Below are 24,168 nucleotides of genomic sequence, written 5' to 3' on the forward strand. Positions count from 1 at the left end.
TTGGCTATGGTTAATTGTCTTGGATAATTTAGGTGCTGGGTTCACGGCGTCCTTTGACGGACACCCCGGCGCCGAATTTTGATCTGCGATGGGTATAATTATTGGGAAGAGTTATTGTTATTTGAATCCGCGCGCGTTATTTAAAATAAGAGCAGCAATAATCGGTAGGGCTTTTGATGTTAATTTGAAATTGCGCATTCGCAGGAACGTCGAACGACTCGCCCCCTTTAACTTTTTGCCATTGTTCGGAGTCCGGTAATAAAACCTCAAGTTCTCCGTCGATTATTTCCATCAATTCTTTATCGGTGGTGGTAAAAGTGTATTCTCCAGGCAACATAAAGCCTAAAGTTTTGATGCTACCGTCGACAAACTTAACGGTACGACTCGTAACATTACCGTTATGGTAGACATTAGCTTTTTTGATGACAGAAACATTATGGAATTTCGACATGGCGATCCTTTATTATGCACAGTAAAAAGGATGCGATTTTAGCAGACTTTTGAGCTGCTCTACATTAAAAGTAGGTGGGATTGCGGAGAGCGGGAGCTCAGGAGGGACTTTAACGCGTGATGAGATTTGGTCAAGCTTGGGCAAACTGTAGTTGCCCAAGCGCCCGGTTTAACTTAAATTAATATTCGGCTTTAACTTCTTGGTAGCCTTTAATTGCTTCGATTAAAGAAGCCTCGGCTTGAGCTTTGTCGCCGTTTCTGACGGCTCTACGTGCTTTTTTCAAATGAGCTGCAGATCTAGTTCTTTTGACATCCAATCTGCCAACTTCAATGCGCTTAGAGTCTTGACGCGCTCCTTTAATCAGCTCCAGTACAGTTTCGTCAGCTTCGCCGTTTTTCAGTGCAGCCAAAGCATCCTCTGACTTTTGCGCGGCGCCTGCAATAGATGCGGCAACTTCTTCCGGTGTTGCGTTTTCAATCTTTCCTGCGGCCAGGACTTGAGTAAAGCTTCCTAGGGAAAAAGTGACGGCGAGAGCGATGACGATCTGTTTTAAAAATTTCATGTTCTAGTTTACCTTTTGTGAGTTAATAATTTTGGCTATTGCTAAAACCTCGGGATTACGATCGCGGGTAAGACGCGTGTTCCGCAAACCTGATGCGCATGCATATTGAGCGTCTTGTCTAACTTTAGCCAATGTAGGGCCTTGCCATGAGCAAGCCTCACGCTAAGACCTTACAAAATCCATAGTAACACACTCAGAAATATTTACTTAGTAATTCTTACAATGGAGGCCAAAATCATGCTTTGATCCATAAGTTAATCAAAGTAAACTTGGCTATACCTTTCGCACTTCAAATTTCGGCATTGTCGAAGGAGGCCTTGGGGTGCTAGGTCGATTTTGCTCATGCAAAATCGACATTCACGCCATCCATGGCGCTCGCAAAGGCTTTGCCTGCATGGAGCTGGCATAGAGCCTACATAGACGTATTTACCCAGCACCTAAATTCCATAGCCCATGGTTAATTGTCTTGGATAATTTAGGTGCTGGGTTTACGGCGTCCTTTGACGGACACCCCGGTGCCGAATTTTCATCTACGATGGGTATAAATCTCTAAAAGATCAAGTTTAACGTTATAATGTTAATTTTAATCGCCTAAAGCGAATGTCCATACACGCACAATTCAAACAGCTTGCCCATCGATTACCGGAATGCCTGAATCAAGACCGCCATCGCCTGAAACGCCAACTCGACCGTTTGCGCAAAGACGCCAAAAATGGCAAGGTCCCGTCCGACAAACTTACTGACTTGACCGGCCGCATCGAACAATCGGCAGCATTGTTTTCGAAACGGCGCGCGTCGATACCCGCCATCTCATTTCCCGATTTGCCGGTCAGCGGCAAAAAAGACGAAATCGCGCAGTTGATTCAAGACCATCAAGTCGTGATCGTCTGCGGCGAGACCGGCTCCGGCAAGACCACGCAATTGCCGAAAATCTGTTTGGCTATCGGACGAGGCTCTGCCGGCTACATTGGTCACACGCAACCGCGCCGCATCGCCGCGCGCACGGTAGCGGACCGCATTGCCGAGGAGTTGGGCGAACCGGTCGGCAAATCGGTCGGTTACAAGGTTCGTTTTCACGATCAAACGCGCAAGGAATCGTTGGTCAAATTAATGACTGACGGTATTTTGTTGGCCGAAACGCAAAACGACCCGTATCTGAATCAGTACGATACGATCATCATCGACGAGGCACACGAGCGCAGCCTGAATATCGATTTTCTGCTCGGCTACATGAAATGGCTGTTGCCGAAACGCCCCGATCTGAAATTGATCGTGACCTCGGCTACGATCGACCCGGAGCGTTTTTCGAAACATTTCGCCGATGCGCCGATCATCGAGGTATCGGGCCGCACCTATCCTGTCGAAATTCGTTACAGGCCTATCGAACAGATCGAGGAAGGTGACGAAACGACGGCCGATTTACAAATGGCTATTTTGGATGCGGTCGACGAACTCGCGCGTGATATGCGTGGCGATATTTTGATATTTTTGAGTGGCGAGCGGGAAATCCGCGAAACGACCGAGTCGCTGCGCAAGCATCATCCGACCGGCTACGAAATTCTGCCGCTGTATTCGAAACTCAGCGTCGCCGAACAAGAACGTGTATTCAAGCCGAAAGGCGGACAGCGCATCGTGCTCGCGACCAATGTCGCCGAAACGTCGTTGACGGTGCCGGGCATTCGCTGCGTGATCGATACCGGACACGCGCGTATTAGCCGTTATAGTCATCGCAGCAAGATTCAACGTCTGCCGATCGAGCGCATCTCTCAGGCCAGTGCCAATCAAAGGGCAGGGCGCTGCGGCCGCGTCGCGGAGGGTATCTGCATTCGCCTGTATTCGAAGGAGGATTTTCAAGTACGTCCGGTATTTACCGAACCGGAAATTCTGCGTACCAATCTGTCGTCGGTGATTCTGCAGATGATTGCCCTTAACCTTGGCGATATTGAGGATTTTCCGTTTATCGAGCCGCCCGAAGACAAGATGATCCGCGACGGCAAAACGATGCTGCATGAAGTCAATGCGCTCGATAAACAGGGTAATTTGACCGAAATCGGTAAGCAACTGGCCAAATTGCCGACCGATCCTAAATTGGCTAGGATGCTGCTGGCAGCCGCCGACTATCAATGCCTCCATGAAGTATCGATTATTGTCGCGGCGCTGAGCATTCAAGATCCCCGTGAAAAACCGGCCGACAAGATGCAACAGGCGGATGCCAAACATGCCGTTTTCCGCCATGAAGAATCGGATTTTCTGACCTTGCTGAATCTGTGGAACCATTTCGAGGAGCAGAAAAAGCATTTGTCGAACAACAAGCTGCGTAAATATTGCAAAGATCAGTTTATATCCTATGTCCGCATGAAGGAATGGTTCGACATTCATGCGCAGATCATGCAGGTGATCAAAGGCGAATTGAAGCTCAAGCCAAACATGATCGAGGCCGGTTACGGCGAAATTCACCGCGCCTTGCTACCGGGCTTGTTGTCGAATATCGGCTTCCGGCACGAGCAATACGAATACCTCGGCGCGCGCGGACTCAAGTTTTTCATCTTTCCGGGTTCGGGATTGCACAAGCCGCGTCCGAAATGGATCATGGCCGCTGAACAGGTCGAAACGTCTAAAGTTTACGCAAGAACGGTCGCCCGCATCGAACCGGAATGGATCGAGGCCTGTTCCGGGCATCTGGTCAAGCGCAATTATTACGATCCGCATTGGGAGAAGAAGGCAGGGCGTAGCGGTATCTACGAGCGCACGCTGCTGTACGGTTTGACTTTGCAGGCGAAGCGCAAGATACCTTACGAACACGTCGATCCGAAGGCAGCGCGCGATTATTTTATTCGTTTCGGCCTTGTCAATCAGGATTATCAAACCAATGCACCGTTCTTCAAGGCCAATCAACAATTGCTCGAAGAAGTCGGCTACATTCAGCACAAGGGCCGGCGCGTCGATTTGATCGAGGACGAGGAATGGCTGTATCAGTTTTATGATAAAAAAATTCCCGAATCGGTCGTCAATAGCATTACGTTCGATCAGTGGCGTAAAAGCGTCGAACGCGACAATCCGAAATTTCTGTTCCTGACCAAGGAGGATTTAACTCGCGAGCAGGATGATTTCATCAACGAATGGGATTTTCCGGACAGCAAGCAAATTGGACGTTTGAGTTTCGATTTGCAATATCGTTTTGAACCGGGGCACGACGAAGACGGCGTGACTGCGGTCATTCCGGTGCATCAACTCAATCAAGTGATAGCGCAACCTTTCGATTGGTTGGTGCCGGGCATGCTGGAAGAAAAACTCATCGCGTTGATCAAGTCGTTGCCGAAACAACTGCGTAAGCATTTCGTGCCGGTGCCGCAGACAGCGAAGCAGTGCCTCGAAATCGAGCCTGATTTCAAGGGTTCGCTCTATGAGTGGCTCGGCATGCGTTTGCGCAAATTGACCGGCGAAGCGATTCCGTTGACCGAATGGCATCCGGAAACCTTGCCCGAGCACTTGACGATGAATTTTCGTATCGTCGACGAGCAAGGTAAGTTGCTCGACTACGGGCGCGATCTAAAAAAGCTACAGGATAAATACGCCGTCGAGGCTGTCGACAGTTTCGACAAAAAGGCCGCCGATGAATTGAATTTCACAGGCTGTATTCAATGGGCCTTCGACGATTTGCCGGAAACTTATGAATTCATACATGAAGGTCAGTCGTTTATCGGCTTCCCGGCGATCGTCGACGAAGGCGATGCGGTCGGCGTCAAGATTTTCGATACGCGTGATAAAGCCGACCGCTTGCACAGAGCTGGTTTGACTCGGCTGTTCCAGTTGCAGTTGAAAAAGGAAAAGACCTATTTGGCAAAAAACATGCCTCATTCCACGGCTGCTGAGCTAACGGTCAATCAGTTGCCTGAACATTCGATACTAAAAGATCATGCGGGCGCCTCTTACAAAGAAGATTTACTTTACTTAGTTTTTCTCGAATTGTTCGTCGGCGATCGCGTCATCCGGACGCAGAAAGATTTCGAACAGAGTATTCGCGAGCACAAAGGGGGGTTAGTAGCGTTCGCAAACGAGGTCGGCAAACTGACGCTGGATATTGTCGAACGCTATCAAGGCGTCAAAAAACGCCTGTCACGGTTGCAACAGGACAACGCGACCGTGCTCGATATCAACGAACAATTGTGCCTATTGATTTATTCTGGTTTCATTCGTCATACGCCGTTTGCACAGCTCAAACACCTGCCTCGCTACCTGAAGACGATCGATTACCGTCTCGATAAAATCGTCGGCGATGCCTCCAAAATCCCGATCGTGCAGCGTTATTGCACGCGCTACTGGAAAGATATTGCGAACCGAGCTAAGAAAACCGTCGTGCTACCGGAACAAGAAGCGTTCCGCTGGATGCTCGAGGAATTTCGCGTGTCGGTGTTCGCTCAGCAATTAAAAACCCCGTATCCGATTTCGGAAAAGCGCATCGAAAAGGCCTGGGATCAGCGGCAATAGTTCGGAGTCGCTACGAGTTATACACAGCATAAATCAAGGACTTATCCAGCTTGTTTCCATAAGCCATTGAAACATGAGCCCTCAATGTAAGTCATTGATTTTTATTTTAATAAGTTATCTGTATCGATTTTAGACAATTTAACTGAAGCGTAATAAATCCGGTGCGTTAGCGAATTAAAAAACAACGAATCCACAGAGTTATCCACAGGTTTTGTGGGTAACTTTCGAAACTATTCAGCGTGTTTGTGTTGTAGCAAAGACCGTTCATTGCTAAGAAGGTGTATATGAATTTTGTAAGCTACCAAATACTTCTGTCATTTTATTCGTTAATGCCGAAATTTGAAGTGCGATAGCTATGCCAGGGGGGAGCAAGAAAGGGGAATAAGAAGAGACTCCCCGAAAAACCCGGGGAGTAAGGCTTGAGCTTATTTACTGGAACTTATTTAAAAGTGCCACCGTATGATGTAGGGCGATCGAACTCCGTCCAAACATATTTCGGTTCTACCATACTTTCGGTTGGGATCGGACTCGTGATAATGTCGAAAACCCCGGAAGCAGTTCTTCCTACAGTTTGTAAAGTTCCGTTGATCAATCCGCCTGTCGCACCGACAACCGGGTTAGTTTTATTGGTTACATCGATCAAGTTTTTAGGTACTTCAGCAAGACCTGTAAACATATTTGCAACACCACCTAAAAATTTATCGCCAACTCGAGAAAGATAGCTTTCCTCTGCATGACTGATTGGGGTGTAAGCACCTAACGTTAAAACTAAAGCCACTGCGACAGGCTTGAACGTATACATCATTTTTCTCCTTGGTGATTTTTAAAGTATAGTGTCGTATCGCTATCACAGTATAGAGGAACCCATATGACTGGTCAAAGACTTAACATATAAAACTTAAGTGACGCTTAACTCGTATTCTAGAAATTCAGGCTGGTTTAATGAGGTAAAGGCGGGGCGTACTCTTTTGATTTTCCTGACTGTTGATGCATGACTTATCGTAACGGGAACCCTCCAAATCGGCGCACCATTTGTCGACTTCATCGGCTTCTTGATCGCCGCCGGGATGGCCAGGATAGGCAAGTATCGTCAATAATCCATCCGGTGCAAGCATTCGAAGGGCCTGATTCAGTGCGGCAATCGTCGTATCGGTTCGAGTGATCAGCAATTTGTCGCCGCCTGGAAGATATCCTAGATTGAACATGACCGCTTTGATGCGCCCGTGAAATTGCATGGGAATTATGTTTGTCATTTCCGCGTGACTCACCCTGAACAGCTCAACTTGCGTATCGATTGTTTCCTGTTCGAGTCTGCTCCGCGTTTTATCGATCGCGCTTTGCTGAATGTCGAATCCGAGCACGATGCCTCCGGGACCGACATGCCGAGCCAGAAACAGCGTATCGTGCCCGTTGCCGACTGTGGCATCGATCGCGTAATCGCCGGCTTGCAATACAGCCTTTACGGCTTTATGCGCTTTGTGAACTAGGGAAATGCGTTTCATAATAACGTTGGATGTTGCAGTGCTTATCTAAGGTTGCGTCGTTAAGTAAGGTATCGGCCAAATGACGGCTATAGCACGGAATTTGAAGGCTGCCCTTGGCGCCGAAACCATTGAATACCCAAAGCTTGGTATTTGCGGGATGCCTGCCTAGAAAAGGCATTCGGTCCTGCGTGCAGGGGCGGATGTTGGCTTGTTGATCGATGATGCGCGTTTTGGACTCGAAACGTGGATCTATCTTGGCAAGCGATTGAATCAATCGATGCTTGGCCCGCTCTGTAACGGCTGTATCGGTGCAATGCCTTTCGAATGTCGCACCGGTCCGGTAACGATTTTCTCCGATGGGAATCAGCCAGTTGCCGAAATTGATGATCTGTTCCGGTAAGACAAAGTCGCTTTCGATGGTTAGTATTTCGCCTTTGACCGCCTGCAATGGTAGCCAGGAAAACCAAGGGTTATTGAGTAAACGGTATCCTTCGCAAAAAATGATCCGTTTCGGCTTGAGTCCTTGCCGGTAGAAAGGCTCAAAGTCTTGTGTGCCGCGAAAATCGAACGTGATTTTTCGGTAACTGTCGAGGCCGATAAAGAAGCCCTGCAAAGCATCGAGCAGCGGACGGGTGTTTAAATAGCCTGTTTGTTTTTGCTCCAATAGCCGGCGGCAATATTGGAACGGATAAGCGAATGATTCTCTTGGGTGTATTTTCGATAAGTAGGCGCCATATTCAGGGTCGTTTAAGCGTTTTTGACATTGCGCGATTTCGGCTTCGTTGCGCAACAGACGAAACATCGTTTTTTCTACAAAGAAATTCCGATCGAAAACTTTCGATAGACGGCTGTAGAGCGCTTTCGCTTCCGGCAATAAATCGTCAACCCGATCGGATTTGACCAGGCGTATGCCGGTAACAGGATTAATGAGGCCGGCCGCAACTTGCGAAGCATTTTCGCGGCCGTCGTCGACGACCATGACCCGTGCGTTGCGTTGCATCAGTTCAAAGGCAAGCAGGCTTCCGGCCAGTCCTTGTCCTACGATTAGAAAATCGATATCCATTTTGTTTTTAGCCGCGACGTAGACATCGCTCCGAAACGACTATTTGAGCGTGAGCGGCATGCTCTTGAATTGTATGCCTTGCCATCCGTAACACATGAAATTTCGGATGTTTTGATGACCGGTTCCAGTCGGGTCGTTCAACACGTCCAAGCGATAATAATCGCCGAATAGATTCAAGGTTTGTTGCTCATCGAGTCCGTTCATTTTTGCGAACGCGAAAATTTTGCATGAGCCTTCGTTTGTACCGGCTTTATTGATTAATTCATTATCTTCGAGGCCGTTGCTAAATTCGGCTGGTTGATATTCGTAGTGTTCGGCTATCACAGCCATCGTTTCTTCGAAATCGACCGGTCTATTGGATTTTAATTTGTCGAGAAATTCAGTTAAAGTCATTGTTATCTATTGTTTTGTTAACCCAGCTTTAATATTTTCTGGGTATAAGTTATTGAATAGTTAAAATAAACACTATGCGCTATAGCACCATTCCAGCCTCTTTGTTTGAGCGCCTCTTCAGGTAGGGATTCGGTCATAAATAACTTCTTTAATTTTAATGTAAGGTAAGCACAGGGCAAACGCATTAAAACACTATAGAAAATCAGATAGTTAAAATATTCTTTTTTTCCTGGTTAACTATAAGATTTGGTTTGCTTGAAACCTAAATAAGGCTTTGTGTCGCTATCGCGACGCTTATGTGTAGTCGGTTCGCGGACCGACAACCGCGATACTGCTACGAAACCCAATCCCTGGGTTTCGCCCTTCGGGCCAGCTAAAGCTGTTCAAAATCGCTCCAGGCGATTTTGTCTTTGCTTGTCCAAAGAAAAGTATCCAAAAGAAAAGACACCCGGAGGCCGCTGCATCCTGCGCGCTGACGATTTTGCCGAGGGTTTTCGGAAGGGCTATCCTTAGCCCTCCGAAAACGAGCGGCATCCCTGCCGCTCCCCTAACGGGCTATTCTCGGCAAAATCGCCAGTGCTCGGCGCGGCCTAACGGGGCCCAGGGAGGGGTACCATAAGTTAAACCGAATTGACTAAGCGTTCTAAGCAACAGGATAACATATTGATATGTTGATTATTTTAATGCGTTTACCCTGCCGAACCCGCTACAAAACGTATAGCTCTAGGAAGTTATTTATCACAAAATCCTAAGCTCTTGCTTACCGGTTTCGAGAAGCCGGGATTGGGGCTTCTCGTACTGCGTCCCCAAGCAAAGAGCTTGGGGACGAGCGACCGGCCTTACTTCAGTCCGCTCACTGCTGACTGTTAACCGCTGACTATGCTTTAAGCGTGTTTCATCAAGCGTTCTTTTTCGCGCTGCCAGTCTCGGTCTTTCGATGCCGTTCGCTTGTCATGTAATTTTTTGCCTTTGGCCAAGCCGATTTCAACTTTGGCCCGACCGTTTTTCCAATACATCGATAAAGGAATCAACGTATAGCCTTTGCGCTCGACGCTGCCGATCAATTTATTAAGTTCTTGACGATGCAATAGCAGTTTTCTACCGCGTATGGAATCCGGATTGACATGTGTGGAAGCGGATAATAGCGGCGAGATATGAGTGCCATACAACCACGCTTCGCCGCGCTTGATTTGCACATAACTTTCCTTTAGTTGCGCCCGGCCTTCTCTCAGACTTTTGACTTCCCAGCCTTCTAAGACTAAACCCGCTTCGAAGCGTTCTTCAATAAAATATTCGTGCGTAGCCTGGCGATTGGTGGCGATGGTATTATTTTGTGACTTGTTTTTTTTCTTCGATTTTTTATCGGCCATGGCGTGTTAAGTGGATTTATAAACTGACGGGATCTAATAATTTTGGTATTTTACTCGATTTATCGATAATTATTTAGCTTTATAGCAAAGAACAGGCACGGAAATGACGCAAACAAAGAAATCAATTCATGGTGAATGGTCGTCGCGCTTAGCATTCATTCTAGCGGCAACCGGTTCGGCGGTCGGTTTAGGCAATATCTGGAAATTTCCTTATATTGCGGGAGAAAACGGTGGCGGAGCTTTTGTTATCGTTTATCTACTTTGTATTCTGTTGATCGGCCTTCCGATTATGATTGCGGAAACGCTCATAGGTCGCCGCGGACGGCAAAGCCCTATCAATACGATGTCCGATTTAGCTGATGAGGCGAATGCCGATCCTAAATGGCATTATGTGGGTTGGTTAGGCGTTATTTCCGGATTTTTGATTTTGTCTTATTACAGTGTAGTAGCCGGTTGGGGCATTGCCTATGTTTTTAAAGCTTTTTTAGGCGGCTTTTCCGGTGCGGACGGCACAACAATCAAAGATACTTTTAGCAGTTTAATGAGCAGCCCGCTGCAACAGATTTTTTGGCATAGTATTTTTATGCTGGTGACCATGCTAGTGGTCTCAAGAGGAGTGGCCGGCGGCTTGGAGAAAGCAGTCAGATTTTTAATGCCCGGTTTGTTTGTCATTTTAATGTTGTTGGTAGCATATGCAATGACGACCGGGTCTTACCAACAAGGCATTAACTTTTTGTTCAACCCGGACTTTAGCAAAATTACCGGTCAAGCCGTTTTAACCGCAATGGGGCATGCGTTTTTTACATTGAGTCTAGGCATAGGCGCGATCATGGTTTACGGTTCTTATTTACCGAATAGCATTTCGATTACTCGAACGAGTATCTTGATCGCCGGAGCCGATACTGCTGTTGCCTTGTTGGCCGGTATCGCGATTTTTCCTATTGTTTTTGCAAATAACTTGGAAGTTGCTGCCGGACCCGGGTTGATTTTTCAAACGCTACCGATTGCATTCGGCAATATGACCGGCGGCTGGCTGTTTGGCATTTTGTTTTTTGTTTTACTGGTTTTTGCGGCGCTTTCTTCATCAATTTCGCTAATCGAACCGGCTGTTGCGTGGTTGGTCGAAAATAAAGAAATCGATCGCAAGAAAGCATGTGTTTGGGCCGGCCTTGCAACTTGGGTTGTCGGGTTAGGTACGGTCTTTTCTTTTAATGTGTGGTCGGATTTTAAAATTTTCGACCGGACCATTTTTGATTTATTGGATTATTTGACGGCTAATTTATTGTTACCCATCGGCGGTTTCTGTGTGGCCGTTTTTGCAGGTTGGATCATGAAGCCCGATGATAGCGAGCATGAGCTGCGTAGTTCCAAGCCAATACATTACCAAATCTGGCGTTTTCTGGTTCGATACGTCTCTCCCGCAGCAGTTTTTCTGGTATTTTTGAATGTGGTTGGAGTGCTTTAATAATGGTGTTGGTACAAAAAAGCGCGCTGGTTAAATACTCTGCGCAAAAGATGTTCGATCTGGTCGATAATATCGAAGCGTATCCGGAGTTTTTACCCTGGTGCTCAGGAAGTCGCATTTTGTCTCGTAAGGACGATGTTGTTGAAGCCGAATTGATGATTGCTAAGGGAGGGTTTAAAAAATCGTTTGCAACCCGTAATAAACTGGACCATGGCGGTCGAATTACGATTGAATTACTGAACGGACCATTCACGCACCTGGAAGGCAAATGGGATTTTATGCCTCTGCGGGAGGATGCGAGTAAAATCTCATTGGATCTTGAGTTCGAAATGTCCGGAAAATTGGCGAGTCTGGCTTTCGGGGCTGTCTTTAATCAAATATGCAATACCATGGTGGCCTCGTTTACCGAGCGTGCAAAGGAAATATATGGCTGAAAAATTCATTAGAGTAGAAGTCGCTTATGCTAAACCGGAGCAGCAGGTTATTTTAAACGCCTCAGTACCGGAAGGTGCAACAGTCGAAGAAGCTATTATCAAATCGGGGGTTTTAACGCGCTTTCCTGAAATCGATTTGTCTCAAGCCAAGGTTGGTATTTTTAGTAGCGCCTGTAAACTGGATCGGGTGTTAAAGGAATTTGATAGAATAGAAATTTACCGGCCATTATTGCACGACCCTAAGGAGTCAAGAAGAAACAAGGCTGCAAAAGAATAAGTGATTGGCTTGTAGAATTCCTTCAAAAAATTCAACACTCTAAAGGAATTTTTAGGCTAATTGATCCTAGAGGATGAGGTCAGCGGATCATTGTCGATTGTGTTGTTGTCGGTCGGTTTTTTGAACTCGATCGTGCTACTTGATGTTTCATCGCTACCAAACACACCGGTTATTTTTTCCCAAACTGTTTTATCCAATTTGCGCTTGGGTAACACAATCGTTGTCTCGTGCGAAACTCGTTCTGTGGGCTTTGAGCTGGGTCTGAAATCGCCTTGTACTCCTATCAATTGATCCTCATCAAAGAGAAGCGTTACTTTTTTTTGCAGTCTAGCTCCGCCTTCCAATTGTTCAGAAAAAATATAATCCCAACGATGCTGTTGAAAGGGGTCGAGCAACATGGGCGACCCCATGATGTATAAAACTTGGCGTTTATTCATGCCAGGACGCAACTGATCGATGGTTTCCTGGTCGATCATATTGCCTTGTTGAATGTCCAATGTATAGACGCCCGGCAAGTTTTCCATGATAGTTGTACATGAAGCGAGTATTAAGCTTGCTAGGAAGCATGAAAAGACAAGCGGCTTTCTCATTTAGCGTCTAAGGGATAAGCAAAACGGGAATCTTACATCAATTACAATAATTATCCTAGAATGCAGTTCTGTACTGTTAAACTGTATGCTCATTGCAGGTAAAAAAGGCTACAATAGCTTTTTGCTTCCAGTTCTCTAAATTTTCAGGTACCGAACGGATTTAATTTATTCCGGAAAGCAAAACGATCCACTTTTTTATAGGAGATTTTATTTTGGAAAAACAAGATTTAAGGGACGCAGGCTTAAAAGTCACTCTACCTCGCGTTAAAATTCTTGAAATTCTTGAAAGCCAAAAAGATGATCGTCATCTAACTGCCGAGCAGGTTTACAAAATTTTGTTGAGTGAAAATGAAGAAATCGGGCTGGCCACTGTTTATAGGGTTTTGACTCAATTTGAAGCCGCTGGTTTGGTTGCAAGACATCATTTCGAAGGTGGAAATTCGGTCTTCGAACTAAATACTGGCGGTCATCATGATCATATCGTCTGCGTCAAATGCGGAAAAGTCGACGAATTCACCGACCCGGTCATAGAAAGCAGACAAAAAGAAATTGCCGACAAGCTGGGTTATGAATTAACCGATCACAGCTTGTACTTATATGGATTGTGCGTTAATTGCAAAAAATCCTAATTTCGTCCATCCTCTATCCAACACTGAATGTTTAAGCCTCTCATTTTGTATATTGGCCTGCGCTATACGCGGGCAAAACGCCGTACACAATTTATTTCATTCATCACGCTGACATCTATACTTGGCATCGCATTGGGAGTGACCGCATTGATTACCGTCTTATCGGTGATGAACGGTTTCGAAGCGGAATTGCGCGAACGGATTTTAGGTATGACTTCACATGCTACCGTTACAGGGCTCGATGGCCAATTGGAGGACTGGCAAAAACTAAACGGTTTGATTGACAACTATCCTAATATAGAAGGAACGGCTCCATTTATTAACGGCCAAGTCATGATTAATGCGGACCGACGAGTCAGCGGTACGATGCTGCGAGGCATCTTGCCGAACGTGGAGCATCAGGTTTCCGAAGTTGCCGAAAAAATGAAGGCCGGTTCGCTCGAACAACTAATGCCCGGCGAATACAACATCGTTTTAGGTGCGGAATTGGCCGCCTATCTCGGCGCGATGGTTGGAGACAAAATTACTGTAATCACCCCTCAAATCACGTCCACGCCGGCCGGAATATTGCCTCGTATGCGCCGATTTACCGTTAGCGGTATTTTCGAAGTCGGCATGTATGAGTATGACCGAAACATGGCGATTATCCATCTGGATGATGCATCAAGATTGTTCAGAATGGGGGAGGCGGTTTCCGGTCTACGCTTAAAGCTTGACGATTTGTTCAATGCGCCGCAGATCAGTCGATCCATCGCTCAAGCATTGTATGAGGATTATCGGGTTAGCGATTGGACGCAAGCGCACAGTAATTTTTTCCGCGCGATTCAAACCGAAAAGCGGGTCATGTTTATTATCTTACTGTTAATCGTTGCAGTGGCCGCTTTCAATATTGTATCGACGCTGGTCATGGTTGTAACCGATAAACGCGGTGATATTGCCATTTTAAAAACTCAGGGGTTATCTTCGCCTTCGGTCATGGGAATTTTCATCGTTTTAGGCGCGATTATCGGTGTGGTCGGCACTTTACTAGGAACTGCAGGGGGGATTGCCTTGGCGCTGAATGTCGAAACCATTGTGCCGGCGATTGAACAATTTTTCGGCGTGCAATTTATGGCGGCCGATGTCTATTACATCAGCGAGTTACCTTCGAAACTGGAATGGGAGGATGTGTATACAATCGCAGGAATGGCTTTTTCGTTATCGTTACTCGCAACCCTTTATCCTGCCTGGCAAGCATCAAAAATTAATCCCGCGGAAGTTTTAAGATATGAATGATTCGACTATTTTACAATGCCGCGATTTGACAAAGAGTTTCAAGCAAGGCGGACTCAATGTCGATGTATTGAAAGGCGTCGATTTAAATATCGGCATTGGCGAACGTGTGGCTATCATGGGCGCCTCGGGTTCAGGTAAAAGCACCTTACTGCATATGCTCGGCGGTCTCGATAAACCCGATGGCGGTGAAGTCGTTTTGGACGGAGTCAATCTCAATAAAGTCAATTCGACTAAATTAAATAAACTGAGAAACAGCTCTTTGGGCTTCATTTACCAATTTCATCATTTGCTGGGCGAATTCACGGTATTGGAAAATGTGGCAATGCCGTTGTTGATCGGCGGTGAAACGGTAGGTCAAGCTCGTCATAAGGCCGATGAGCTATTGCAACGAGTCGGTTTAGGGCATCGAGTGGAGCATAAGCCCGGAGAGTTATCCGGTGGTGAGAGGCAGCGGGCCGCCGTTGCCAGAGCATTGATCAATCAACCGAAATGCGTATTGGCCGACGAACCGACCGGTAATCTAGATAGTAAAACTGCCGAGCAAATTTATCAATTGATGTTGGAGTTGAATCGCGAACTCAAAGTGAGCTTCTTGGTCGTTACTCACGATCCGGTTTTAGCTCAGCGCATGGATACCGTGTTGCATATGGAAGATGGTCTGATCGTCAATCACTGAAAGGTGAAAGGTGAAAGGTGAAAGGTGAAAGGTGAAAGGTGAAAGGTGAAAGGTGAAAGGTGAAAGGTGAAAGGTGAAAGGTGAAAGGTGAAATGATGTGGCTTTTCTATCTCTTGTCAAGACTACATCATTCACACTTGATCGACTTGCATGCCTTTACACGAAACAAAAAAGCTAGCTATTTAGTACGATGTCGTAAATATACCTTTTCATCTCTGACGATCCTTATCGCAGACTCTTGTCAATCGATCAACCGAACCCTACAGGAAATAGAAAGGGGATATTTATGACCACATCTCCTCAAGGTCTTTATCATAAATCGCGGGAACTAGCGCTTCTGCCGCTTAGTCCAGCGCTTACCGACATGATAGCGCCAGAGATTGCTCATGCCGAAATAGCCGGCAGTCGAGCATATCGTGCCAATTACCAAGCAACCGAGTAAAAACGGCGCCCAAATATCGCCTAATTCCGCCATAGCATTTTCAAAGGTAAATTCAACGTCGTCATGCGGCTTTCTCGCCATCAGGAGTAACCCGACCCTATAGGCAAAATAAAACATCGGCGGCATTGTAAATGGGTTAGTGATCCACACCAACGCGACCGACAAAGGTAAATTAGCACGAAAATAAAAGGCGCCAACCGCGGCGATTGCCATCTGGCCGGGGACAGGAATCCAGGCGGTAAATAAACCGATTGCAAAAGCTAGCGCTACCGAACGGCGATTTAAATGCCATAAATTCGGCTCGTGCAAACGCTCACCCAAAAACTGTAGATTTTTGTGTCCTTTGATTTTATCGGGATGAGGCAGATACTTTTTGATGAGCTTTTTAGGCATGATCTTTGTAGTTATAGTTTTTCAGGCCCGTAGTTTATCAGGTTTCTTTTAAGCCGAAAAAGCATAAATCATTCGGAGAATCGATGGTTGAATCTGCGCTTTTCTTCGCAGCCGGTATTTGGACGGTTCAACAATTTCCACAATTGCCTGGAGGATGGCATTGGCTAGTCTCTGTTTGCGTTTTGGTCGGAATCTTACTCAGACTTAAGTATCGAAAAGCCGCAATCTTTTTGTTCGGTATGCTATGGGCGATTGTTTATGCATCGAACGCTTTATCGAATCGACTCCTAGTTGACTTGGAAAGCAAGATAATACCGATAGAGGGCCGCGTGACCGGACTGCCCCGTCAAAGCGATAGACGTGTGCGCTTCAACCTAACCGATATTCAAGGTCCTGAAGGCACACCTAAGAAACTGCGCTTGAGTTGGTACAATCCTAAGCGCGAAATTAAAGCCGGTCAGTATTGGTCGTTTTCAGTCAAACTCAAACGACCGCATGGCAATTTGAATCCGGGTGGTTTCGATTTTGAACGTTGGTTACTGAGCGAAGGCATCGGGGCAACCGGTTATGTTCGTGATAGACCGACGCCAGTTATGGTTTCGGATAAGACGTCGTTTTTTGATATTTCAACTTGGCGTCAACAGCTTTCGGATAGGCTCAATAACGCAGGTGCTTCAAGCGATACAATCGGCATTATCAAGGCTCTGGCAATCGGCGAAAGGCAACAGCTAAGTTCGGCCCAATGGAATATTTTCCGTAACACCGGAACCGTTCATTTAATAGCGATTTCCGGTTTGCATATCGGGCTAATTTCAGGGCTGATGTATTTAACGATCCTTAAATTCTGGGCCCGAACCGGAGTATTGAGATGGTCGCCCCATTATGTCGGCGCACTTGCGGCGCTGTTTATCGCTGCGTTCTATGCCGGTTTGGCCGGGTTTTCGGTGCCGACACAACGCGCATTGATCATGCTGGCAGCAGTTATGCTTTCGGTCATTTGGCAAAGAAACGTTAGTCTCTCCAAAACATTAGCGTTAGCTTTATTTGCTGTACTGGCGATGGATCCCTTGGCAATATTATCACCCGGTTTTTGGCTCTCGTTTTTGGCGGTTATTTTTATAGCCTTCATTGCAGGAGGGAGACTTCAGAAAACAAATCGCTGGCTGGCGGCGCTAAAAATTCATTGGGCGATGGCATTTGCGCTTGCGCCGGTATTGTTATTCTTTTTTCAGCAAACGTCATTAATTGCGCCACTGGCAAATTTAATTGCTGTTCCTGTCGTTAGCTTTCTGGTTGTACCCATTCTGCTTCCTTCCATGTTTCTTCTCGGGACGATACCTGGGTTAGCGGAACCCCTATTGTTGCTAGTCGACACAATATTAAAAGGATTGCTTTGGTTTTTGGCTGAATTAGCCGATTGGCCATTCGCGACAGTTTCTTATCCTCAACCTACGTTGATTGCAGTGGCTTTTTTTGTGCTGGGTGTTTTTATGTTATTGATGCCTCGAGGGTTAACCGGGCGCTGGCTGGGATACCTAATGCTTTGTCCATTATTTTTTCCGAGCTTGGATCGCCCGGAAGATGGAGAGGTCAAACTAACCTTGCTCGATGTCGGACAAGGCTTAGCTACCGTAGTGCAAACCGCAAAGCATGTGTTGGTATTCGACACCGGAATTCGTTTCGATTCCGGATCGGATAGCGGCACATCGGTCTTGTTGCCGTTTTTACGTTATCAAGGCATCGATCGAGTCGATAAGCTTATTATCAGTCACGGCGATAACGACCACATCGGCGGCGCGGCTACATTACTCAGGGGTATTAGGACGGATGCAGTTTTGAGCAGTGTTCCGGAGCAAATTGATCATATATCGGCTGATTTTTGTAGAACCGGTCAAAGTTGGTCATGGGACGGCGTCTCATTTGTTATGTTAGCGCCTGGCGAAACGGCCGGTTTTCGTTCGAACAATGATAATTCCTGCGTGCTCAAGGTTATCGCCGAGCAAGGCAGTATCTTGTTGACCGGCGATATTGAAAAAAACGCTGAAGCTTGGTTAATCGAAAATTACGCTTCCGATTTGCTTGCCGATATTTTGATCGTTCCGCATCATGGTAGCAAGACATCCTCGACGCTGTCTTTTTTGCAAGCCGTTTCCCCTAGTTATGCACTGATTCCATCCGGTTATAAGAATCGCTTCGGATTTCCTCATCAAGAGGTCATCAAACGTTTGGATAATTTAAACATTAATTGGTTTGATACTGGGCGCCATGGTGCTTTGACCGTAACGACGACAAAACATACGCTAAAATTGGAAGCGCAGCGCTTAGCCCGTCGGCGCTATTGGCATGCGGCCCCATGATTAATCTATACCCTTTGCTGGTCAAATTTCGGCGCCTGGGTGTCCGTCAAAGGACGCCGTGAATACGTCCATGTAGGCTCTGTGGCAGCATCTCCGCTGTCAAAGCCTTTACGAGCGCCATGGATGGCGTGAATGTCGATTTTGCAGGAGCAAAAATCGACCTAACACCCCGGTGCCTCCATACGTCAATGCCGAAATTTGAAGTGCGATGGGTATAACCCCATAAAAAAGCCTAATGGAAAAAATAATAACCAAGCACTTTACTATGGTATTAAATAGGACTAAAATAGTCCTGAATTTTTGGAGCAGAGTATGTTGCGTCTAGGCAAGTTAACAGATTATGCGACAGTGATTTTAAGCTATATGGCAAAAAACCGCTTCCAGATGCATGCTGCCAATGAAATCGCCGATATAACCGGTATTGCACCGGCAACGGTCAGTAAACTTTTAAAACAACTCGCCAAGGCGGGTCTAGTTTGCTCGACTCGAGGCGCGAAAGGCGGTTATGAGTTGGCGAACTTACCCGAATATATTACTGTGGCGAGCATTATTAGCGCCGTAGAAGGCCCTATTGCTTTAACCGAATGCAGTATTTCGCAACAAAACTGCGAACAGGCCGGCGGCTGCGAAATCCGCGGCAGTTGGGGGAAAATCAATCAAGCCATCTTTAATGCGCTTGATTCAATTACACTAGCGGATTTGATTTTGCCGGCATCGAAGCCGGATGAATTTTATGTGCCGGTAGCGAGTCTTTACCGGTAACGACGGAGAACGAAATGTCAGCAAGCGCAAAAGAAATCGAACAACTGATCGGAAAAGAATACAAGCAAGGCTTTGTCACGGAATTGGAAACCGACACTTTTCCGCCCGGTTTGGACGAAGAAGTAATTCATAAGCTCTGGAAAATCAAAAACGAACCCGAGTTTATGCTGGAGTACAGGCTGAAAGCGTTTCGCCATTGGCAAACAATGAAGTCGCCTGAATGGGCCTTCGTTAAGTTCGAACCGATCGATTATCAAGCAGTCAGTTATTATTCAGCACCTAAGCGTAAGGAAGACGGGCCGAAAAGCCTTGACGAAGTCGATCCGCAAATCTTGGAAGCCTATAAAAAGCTCGGTATTCCGCTCGACGAGCAAGAGCGTTTGGCCGGGGTTGCGGTCGATGCAGTGTTCGACAGTGTTTCGGTTGCAACCACATTTAAGAGTAAGCTGAAAGAGGCAGGGGTAATCTTCTGCCCGATATCCGAAGCCTTACGTGAATACCCGGAATTGGTTCAACAATATCTCGGCTCTGTCGTGCCGACCGGCGACAACTATTTCGCAGCCTTGAACTCGGCCGTGTTTACCGACGGTTCGTTCGTCTATATTCCGAAAGGCGTGCGCTGCCCGATGGAATTGTCGACTTATTTTCGCATCAACGCGGCCAATACCGGCCAGTTCGAAAGAACGCTGATCATCGCCGACGAAGGCAGTCACGTCAGTTATCTCGAAGGCTGTACCGCACCAATGCGCGATGAAAACCAGTTGCACGCCGCGGTCGTCGAGCTGATCGCATTGGAGAATGCCGAAATCAAATATTCGACCGTGCAAAATTGGTATCCCGGCGATAAAGAAGGCAAGGGCGGAATTTATAATTTCGTGACCAAGCGAGCCGATTGCCGTGGCGACAATTCGAAGGTTTCGTGGACGCAGGTCGAAACCGGATCGGCAATCACCTGGAAATATCCGAGCTGCGTGCTGACCGGCAATAATTCGATCGGCGAATTTTATTCGGTCGCATTGACCAATAATTATCAGCAAGCCGATACCGGCACAAAAATGATACATATCGGCAAAAATACGCGTAGCACGATCATTTCGAAAGGCATTTCGGCGGGCAGGGCGCAGAACACTTATCGCGGCTTGGTCAAGGTCTTGAAAGGTGCCGAGAATGCGCGCAACTATACGCAATGCGATTCGCTCTTGGTCGGCGACAAATGCGGCGCGCACACGTTTCCGTACGTCGAGGTAAAACAACCTTCAGCGCAGGTCGAACACGAAGCGACGACGTCGAAAATCAGCGAGGATCAACTGTTTTTCTGCCAACAACGCGGTCTTTCGGCCGAAGACGCCGTTTCGATGATCGTCAATGGTTTTTGCAAGGAAGTCTTCAAGGAATTGCCGATGGAATTCGCGGTCGAGGCTCAAGCCTTGTTGGGGCTCAGTTTGGAAGGATCGGTTGGGTAGTGGGTAAATACGACAAGCTGCTTCAGAAAATATTAAGCGGTCGTTCCGATGGCAATGTTTCGTTTTCCGAACTCAGGCAGTTATTGACAAGACTCGGATTTGAAGAGCGTATAAAAGGTGACCATCATATTTTTGTTAAACACGGCATTTTTGAAATTATCAATTTACAACCGAAAGCTAATTTAGCGAAACCATACCAAATAAAACAAATACGAAATATTCTTGTTCGATACCGATTAGGTTTAAAAGATGATCAGCAAATATGAATTGATAGTTTATTGGAGCGATGAGGATTCGTCATATATCGTTGAAGTGCCTGAACTCCCGGGTTGTATGGCGGATGGGTCCAGTTATCAGGATGCGGTTGGAAATGCCGAGCGCGTTATTCAAGAATGGTTGGAAACCGCTCATGAATTAGGACGACCGATTCCCGAACCCAAAGGCAGATTAATGTATGCCTAATTTCAAGGCAAACACATCATCATATAGAACTTAGGCTAATATCATGCTCAACATTGAAAACCTCCACGTCAGCGTGGACGACAAACCGATACTGAAAGGGATCAATCTTAAAGTAAATTCCGGCGAGATTCACGCGATCATGGGGCCTAACGGCTCCGGAAAAAGCACGCTATCCCACGTTTTGTCCGGTAAGAGCGGTTATACCGTCACCCAAGGTCAAGTGACTTACGAAGGCAAAGACCTGACTGGAATGGCGCCTGAAATCAGAGCCCGCGAAGGCGTGTTTTTGGCATTTCAGTATCCGGTCGAAATTCCGGGCGTCAGCAATATCTATTTGCTCAAAGCAGCGTTGAATTCGATTCGCAAACACCAAGGCTTGTCCGAAGTCGATGCGATGGATTTTCTGACGCTGATCAAAGAAAAAGTCCGTTTGCTCGAAATGGATGAAAAATTTCTGTACCGGGCCGTTAACGAAGGCTTTTCGGGCGGTGAGAAGAAACGCAACGAAATCCTGCAGATGGCGGTGTTGGAGCCGAAACTGTGCATTCTCGACGAGACCGATTCCGGTCTCGACATCGATGCATTGAAAGTCGTCGCCGAAGGCGTCAATTCGATACGTTCACCGGAGCGTTCGTTCGTGATGATCACGCATTATCAACGACTGCTCGATTACATCAAGCCGGATTTCGTGCATGTCTTGGCGCACGGACAAATCGTCAAATCGGGCGGGCCGGAGTTGGCCTTGGAGCTCGAGGAAAAAGGCTATAGCTGGGTTGAAAACAAACAGGCCGCTTGATATGACTACGCAAACCGCTAGCCGTTACACGGCAGAATATTCGAAAATCGAAACGACGTTACCCGGCGGGTCGCTGCCGTGGCTGCGCGCATTGCGCAGTGATGCGCTGAAGCAATTTTCCGGGCGCGGTTTTCCGTCGCTACGGGAAGAAGAATGGCGCTATACGAACGTTTCCGGCATCGAAAAAAATTTGTTCGAACCGCGTCTTGAACCGAGTGACAATCAAATCGACAAAGATTGGCTCGAAAATTATCGTTTGGCCGATTGTTGGCAAATCGTGCTGGTCGACGGGTATTATTCGCCCGAACTCTCGGACTTAGCGGACCTTCCGGAAAACGTAACGGTCAAGAGCCTAAGCGAATTGCTCGAGGCCGATGCAGGGCAAATCGAAACTTATTTCGGCCAAGCGGTCGGCATCGACGAGCACAGTTTCGTCGCATTCAATACCGCGTGGTTTACCGGCGGCGCATTCATTCGCATACCGGCCAAAACCGTTTTGGACAAACCCGTGCAATTGCTGCATGTCGTCACCGACCCGAACCGCTTGGCAACGACGCGCAATCTCGTGATTGCCGAATCGATGGCGCAGGCGCAGATCGTCGAGACCTACGTCGGTACGGATCAGTCTTATTTATCGGCTTCGATCACCGAAGTTTTCGTTGAACAAAATGCCGATTTGACTCTATATAAAGTGCAATGCGAATCGGAAAAAGCGTATCACTTCGGCGGTACTTACGTGAAACAGGGCAGGAACGCGCGCTTCAGTCATCACAACTTCGCATTCGGAGGTCTACTGGCAAGAAGCGAAATTCACGTCGATCTCGGCCATGCGAGCGAATGCAATCTGAATGGTTTGTATTTAGGCATCAAACGGCAGCATCTCGATAATCACACGCGTATCAACCATCTCGAGCCGCACGGCATCAGTCGCGAAGTTTATAAAGGCGTTCTGGACGGCAGGGCGCGTGGCGTGTTTCAAGGCCGGGTCGTGGTCGCCGAGGATGCACAAAAAACCGATTCGGAAATGAACAACCGAAATTTATTGCTTTCGAACGATGCCGAAGCCGACACCAAGCCGCAATTGGAAATCTATGCCGACGATGTCAAATGTGCGCATGGCGTGACGGTTGGACAACTCGACGAAAAATCGGTGTTTTATCTGCAATCGCGCTGTGTCGACGAGGAAACCGCTCGCAATATGCTGACGTTTGCGTTTGCGAACGAGATGGTTACTAAGATAACGCAAAAAAGCCTGCACGATCTCGTGCTCGCGGAAGTGCTGAAACGATTTCCGCAGCAGGGGATTATGCAAGATTGGTTGTAACGGGTATTGGCCGTTGATTCATCCACAGGGAACACAGAGCATTTGTAGCCATGCCTCTGTGAACTCGGTGTTCTTTGTGGTTTTATTGTTTTGAAGAGATAAATGATAAAAGCCTAAAGCAACCTGAGTTCGGGTTAAGAAACTCAGCCAGTATCAGGCCTCGCTTCCAGAAGACGCCGTGAATAGCTTGAGCACAGCATCCATGCTGCGCACACTTCTTCCAGCGAGGCCTGATACTGACTTGACCATCTGGAATATATGCTTTTTATATTTCGAACTCAGGTTAAATTATGTCGCCGATATCGATTGTGATTTCTGGGAGTTCGGACAAGGCGATCGAATCACCGGACGTCAATGTTCGCTTCTCGGCATAAAGATCGCCGGCCGGCTTTCGGTAAATTTCGACGCTGGCCTCGTTGAGGTTGACTAGCCAGTACTCGGGAATTCGGTGCATGGCATAAAGATGCATTTTTTGATTGCGGTCGAATTCGAGCGACGAATCGGCGACTTCGATCAGCAATAAGACATCGTTGGCGACGGGATGACGGGTCGAGTAAAAGTCCGGGGTCGGTTTCAAGAGCATGAAGTCCGGTTCCGGTTCGGACAGATCGCCGAGTCGCAAAGGATTTTGCGCATTCATGATAGCCTTTCCGGCTACGCGTATGGCAAAGAAATTCATTAGCCGGATGACATGACCGGCATGATTGCAGCCTATCGGGGACATTTCCAAGATTTCTCCGTTGATCAATTCGAGACGGCTGTCGGGCGGGAAAATGCCGGCTTCGCCCAATCTGCGCCATTCGTCGATATCGGTCAGATGTTTTCGAGGATTTGCGATCGCCATAATTGAAACCGGTTGATTTTAAAAAAGATGTCATTATTCAGCATAAGTCATGTATGAGAAGGTGCCAGGCATTGATTTATAAGGCTGTCTGCAACAGGACGTTGCAGTCAGAGCTTACAGGGATGTATTCACGCGTCCTTAGAAATCAATGCCTGACACCAACCTACC

24 protein-coding genes are annotated in these 24,168 nt (G+C 47.1%); 14 read left to right on the forward strand and 10 right to left on the reverse strand.

Annotated elements, in window-relative coordinates; genetic code table 11:
* Nucleotides 1-136 precede the first annotated feature (136 nt).
* Both ppnP and MEALZ_RS09730 read right to left on the reverse strand, forming a co-directional pair.
* Entirely contained in the window at nucleotides 137-451 is a 315-nt protein-coding gene (gene ppnP / locus MEALZ_RS09725; protein ID WP_014148456.1) for a pyrimidine/purine nucleoside phosphorylase, read from the reverse strand.
* A gap of 178 nt (nucleotides 452-629) precedes the next feature.
* Nucleotides 630-1,013 carry a hypothetical protein gene (locus MEALZ_RS09730; RefSeq protein ID WP_014148457.1) on the reverse strand — a complete coding sequence of 128 codons (384 nt, stop codon included), beginning with the start codon at nucleotides 1,011-1,013 and terminating at the stop codon, nucleotides 630-632.
* 600 nt (nucleotides 1,014-1,613) lie between these two features.
* On the opposite strand from MEALZ_RS09730, the gene hrpA reads away from it, so the two are divergent.
* A complete protein-coding gene (hrpA, locus tag MEALZ_RS09735) occupies nucleotides 1,614-5,501 on the forward strand; it encodes an ATP-dependent RNA helicase HrpA (protein ID WP_014148458.1) in 3,888 nt (1,295 codons plus the stop codon).
* Between the two features lie 439 nt (nucleotides 5,502-5,940).
* Here the strand turns inward: hrpA and MEALZ_RS09740 are convergent, their stop codons facing one another.
* The 5 genes from MEALZ_RS09740 to smpB all read right to left on the reverse strand — a co-directional run bounded on the left by MEALZ_RS09740 (nucleotide 5,941) and on the right by smpB (nucleotide 9,811).
* The gene (locus MEALZ_RS09740; protein WP_223842361.1) at nucleotides 5,941-6,306 is read right to left on the reverse strand and encodes an exosortase system-associated protein, TIGR04073 family; all 366 of its coding nucleotides are present in this window, start codon (nucleotides 6,304-6,306) and stop codon (nucleotides 5,941-5,943) included.
* A 124-nt stretch (nucleotides 6,307-6,430) separates the two neighbouring features.
* Nucleotides 6,431-7,003, reverse strand: coding sequence for a class I SAM-dependent methyltransferase (locus MEALZ_RS09745; RefSeq protein ID WP_046061086.1), 573 nt, complete (start codon nucleotides 7,001-7,003; stop codon nucleotides 6,431-6,433).
* Nucleotides 6,969-8,048 (reverse strand): NAD(P)/FAD-dependent oxidoreductase, encoded by a 1,080-nt coding sequence (locus tag MEALZ_RS09750; RefSeq protein ID WP_014148461.1) that lies wholly within the window; start codon nucleotides 8,046-8,048, stop codon nucleotides 6,969-6,971. The genes MEALZ_RS09745 and MEALZ_RS09750 overlap by 35 nt, the downstream gene beginning before the upstream one ends.
* A 39-nt stretch (nucleotides 8,049-8,087) precedes the next feature.
* Nucleotides 8,088-8,441, reverse strand: a complete 354-nt coding sequence (locus tag MEALZ_RS09755) for a HopJ type III effector protein (RefSeq protein WP_014148462.1) — start codon at nucleotides 8,439-8,441, stop codon at nucleotides 8,088-8,090.
* 884 nt (nucleotides 8,442-9,325) lie between these two features.
* The gene (gene smpB / locus MEALZ_RS09765) at nucleotides 9,326-9,811 is read right to left on the reverse strand and encodes an SsrA-binding protein SmpB (RefSeq protein ID WP_014148465.1); all 486 of its coding nucleotides are present in this window, start codon (nucleotides 9,809-9,811) and stop codon (nucleotides 9,326-9,328) included.
* A gap of 103 nt (nucleotides 9,812-9,914) precedes the next feature.
* Between smpB and MEALZ_RS09770 the strand changes: the two genes are divergently transcribed.
* Genes MEALZ_RS09770 through MEALZ_RS09780 form a run of 3 tightly spaced genes read left to right on the forward strand, consistent with a single transcriptional unit; the run spans nucleotide 9,915 to nucleotide 11,987 of the window.
* Nucleotides 9,915-11,276, forward strand: coding sequence for a sodium-dependent transporter (locus MEALZ_RS09770; RefSeq protein WP_014148466.1), 1,362 nt, complete (start codon nucleotides 9,915-9,917; stop codon nucleotides 11,274-11,276).
* Nucleotides 11,277-11,278: 2 nt separating this feature from the next.
* A complete protein-coding gene (locus MEALZ_RS09775) occupies nucleotides 11,279-11,710 on the forward strand; it encodes a type II toxin-antitoxin system RatA family toxin (RefSeq protein ID WP_014148467.1) in 432 nt (143 codons plus the stop codon).
* A gap of 7 nt (nucleotides 11,711-11,717) precedes the next feature.
* Nucleotides 11,718-11,987, forward strand: a complete 270-nt coding sequence (locus MEALZ_RS09780) for an RnfH family protein (RefSeq protein ID WP_198482359.1) — start codon at nucleotides 11,718-11,720, stop codon at nucleotides 11,985-11,987.
* Between the two features lie 56 nt (nucleotides 11,988-12,043).
* Here MEALZ_RS09780 and MEALZ_RS09785 read toward each other — a convergent pair whose 3' ends face one another.
* Complete coding sequence (locus MEALZ_RS09785) at nucleotides 12,044-12,511, reverse strand: outer membrane protein assembly factor BamE (RefSeq protein WP_014148469.1); 468 nt, start codon at nucleotides 12,509-12,511, stop codon at nucleotides 12,044-12,046.
* A 278-nt stretch (nucleotides 12,512-12,789) separates the two neighbouring features.
* Between MEALZ_RS09785 and fur the strand changes: the two genes are divergently transcribed.
* Genes fur through lolD form a run of 3 tightly spaced genes read left to right on the forward strand, consistent with a single transcriptional unit; the run spans nucleotide 12,790 to nucleotide 15,157 of the window.
* Nucleotides 12,790-13,206, forward strand: a complete 417-nt coding sequence (gene fur / locus MEALZ_RS09790) for a ferric iron uptake transcriptional regulator (protein WP_014148470.1) — start codon at nucleotides 12,790-12,792, stop codon at nucleotides 13,204-13,206.
* A 27-nt stretch (nucleotides 13,207-13,233) separates the two neighbouring features.
* Nucleotides 13,234-14,481, forward strand: coding sequence for a lipoprotein-releasing ABC transporter permease subunit (locus tag MEALZ_RS09795; RefSeq protein WP_014148471.1), 1,248 nt, complete (start codon nucleotides 13,234-13,236; stop codon nucleotides 14,479-14,481).
* Nucleotides 14,474-15,157 (forward strand): lipoprotein-releasing ABC transporter ATP-binding protein LolD, encoded by a 684-nt coding sequence (lolD, locus tag MEALZ_RS09800; RefSeq protein WP_014148472.1) that lies wholly within the window; start codon nucleotides 14,474-14,476, stop codon nucleotides 15,155-15,157. The genes MEALZ_RS09795 and lolD overlap by 8 nt, the downstream gene beginning before the upstream one ends.
* 328 nt (nucleotides 15,158-15,485) lie before the next feature.
* Here the strand turns inward: lolD and MEALZ_RS09805 are convergent, their stop codons facing one another.
* Nucleotides 15,486-15,992 carry a DUF2062 domain-containing protein gene (locus MEALZ_RS09805; RefSeq protein ID WP_014148473.1) on the reverse strand — a complete coding sequence of 169 codons (507 nt, stop codon included), beginning with the start codon at nucleotides 15,990-15,992 and terminating at the stop codon, nucleotides 15,486-15,488.
* Nucleotides 15,993-16,075: 83 nt separating this feature from the next.
* Between MEALZ_RS09805 and MEALZ_RS09810 the strand changes: the two genes are divergently transcribed.
* The 7 genes from MEALZ_RS09810 (at nucleotide 16,076) to sufD (ending at nucleotide 23,156) form a co-directional block, all read left to right on the forward strand.
* Nucleotides 16,076-18,349 (forward strand): DNA internalization-related competence protein ComEC/Rec2, encoded by a 2,274-nt coding sequence (locus MEALZ_RS09810; RefSeq protein ID WP_014148474.1) that lies wholly within the window; start codon nucleotides 16,076-16,078, stop codon nucleotides 18,347-18,349.
* A gap of 312 nt (nucleotides 18,350-18,661) precedes the next feature.
* Nucleotides 18,662-19,111: an SUF system Fe-S cluster assembly regulator gene (locus MEALZ_RS09815; RefSeq protein WP_014148475.1), complete on the forward strand. Its 450-nt coding sequence runs from the start codon at nucleotides 18,662-18,664 to the stop codon at nucleotides 19,109-19,111.
* A 14-nt stretch (nucleotides 19,112-19,125) separates the two neighbouring features.
* Complete coding sequence (gene sufB / locus MEALZ_RS09820; RefSeq protein ID WP_014148476.1) at nucleotides 19,126-20,574, forward strand: Fe-S cluster assembly protein SufB; 1,449 nt, start codon at nucleotides 19,126-19,128, stop codon at nucleotides 20,572-20,574.
* On the forward strand, nucleotides 20,574-20,840 hold the full coding sequence (locus MEALZ_RS09825) for a type II toxin-antitoxin system HicA family toxin (protein WP_014148477.1): 267 nt from the start codon (nucleotides 20,574-20,576) through the stop codon (nucleotides 20,838-20,840). Before sufB ends, MEALZ_RS09825 begins: the two co-directional genes overlap by 1 nt.
* Nucleotides 20,824-21,036, forward strand: coding sequence for a type II toxin-antitoxin system HicB family antitoxin (locus MEALZ_RS09830; protein ID WP_014148478.1), 213 nt, complete (start codon nucleotides 20,824-20,826; stop codon nucleotides 21,034-21,036). The genes MEALZ_RS09825 and MEALZ_RS09830 overlap by 17 nt, the downstream gene beginning before the upstream one ends.
* Before the next feature lie 43 nt (nucleotides 21,037-21,079).
* On the forward strand, nucleotides 21,080-21,832 hold the full coding sequence (gene sufC / locus MEALZ_RS09835; protein WP_014148479.1) for a Fe-S cluster assembly ATPase SufC: 753 nt from the start codon (nucleotides 21,080-21,082) through the stop codon (nucleotides 21,830-21,832).
* A 1-nt stretch (nucleotide 21,833) separates the two neighbouring features.
* Nucleotides 21,834-23,156, forward strand: coding sequence for a Fe-S cluster assembly protein SufD (gene sufD / locus MEALZ_RS09840; RefSeq protein WP_014148480.1), 1,323 nt, complete (start codon nucleotides 21,834-21,836; stop codon nucleotides 23,154-23,156).
* A 283-nt stretch (nucleotides 23,157-23,439) separates the two neighbouring features.
* On the opposite strand, the gene MEALZ_RS09845 is transcribed toward sufD, so the two are convergent.
* Complete coding sequence (locus MEALZ_RS09845; RefSeq protein WP_014148481.1) at nucleotides 23,440-24,000, reverse strand: Uma2 family endonuclease; 561 nt, start codon at nucleotides 23,998-24,000, stop codon at nucleotides 23,440-23,442.
* Nucleotides 24,001-24,168 lie beyond the last annotated feature (168 nt).

Source organism: Methylotuvimicrobium alcaliphilum 20Z (assembly GCF_000968535.2).
In the GTDB taxonomy this organism is placed as follows: Bacteria; Pseudomonadota; Gammaproteobacteria; order Methylococcales; family Methylomonadaceae; genus Methylotuvimicrobium; species Methylotuvimicrobium alcaliphilum.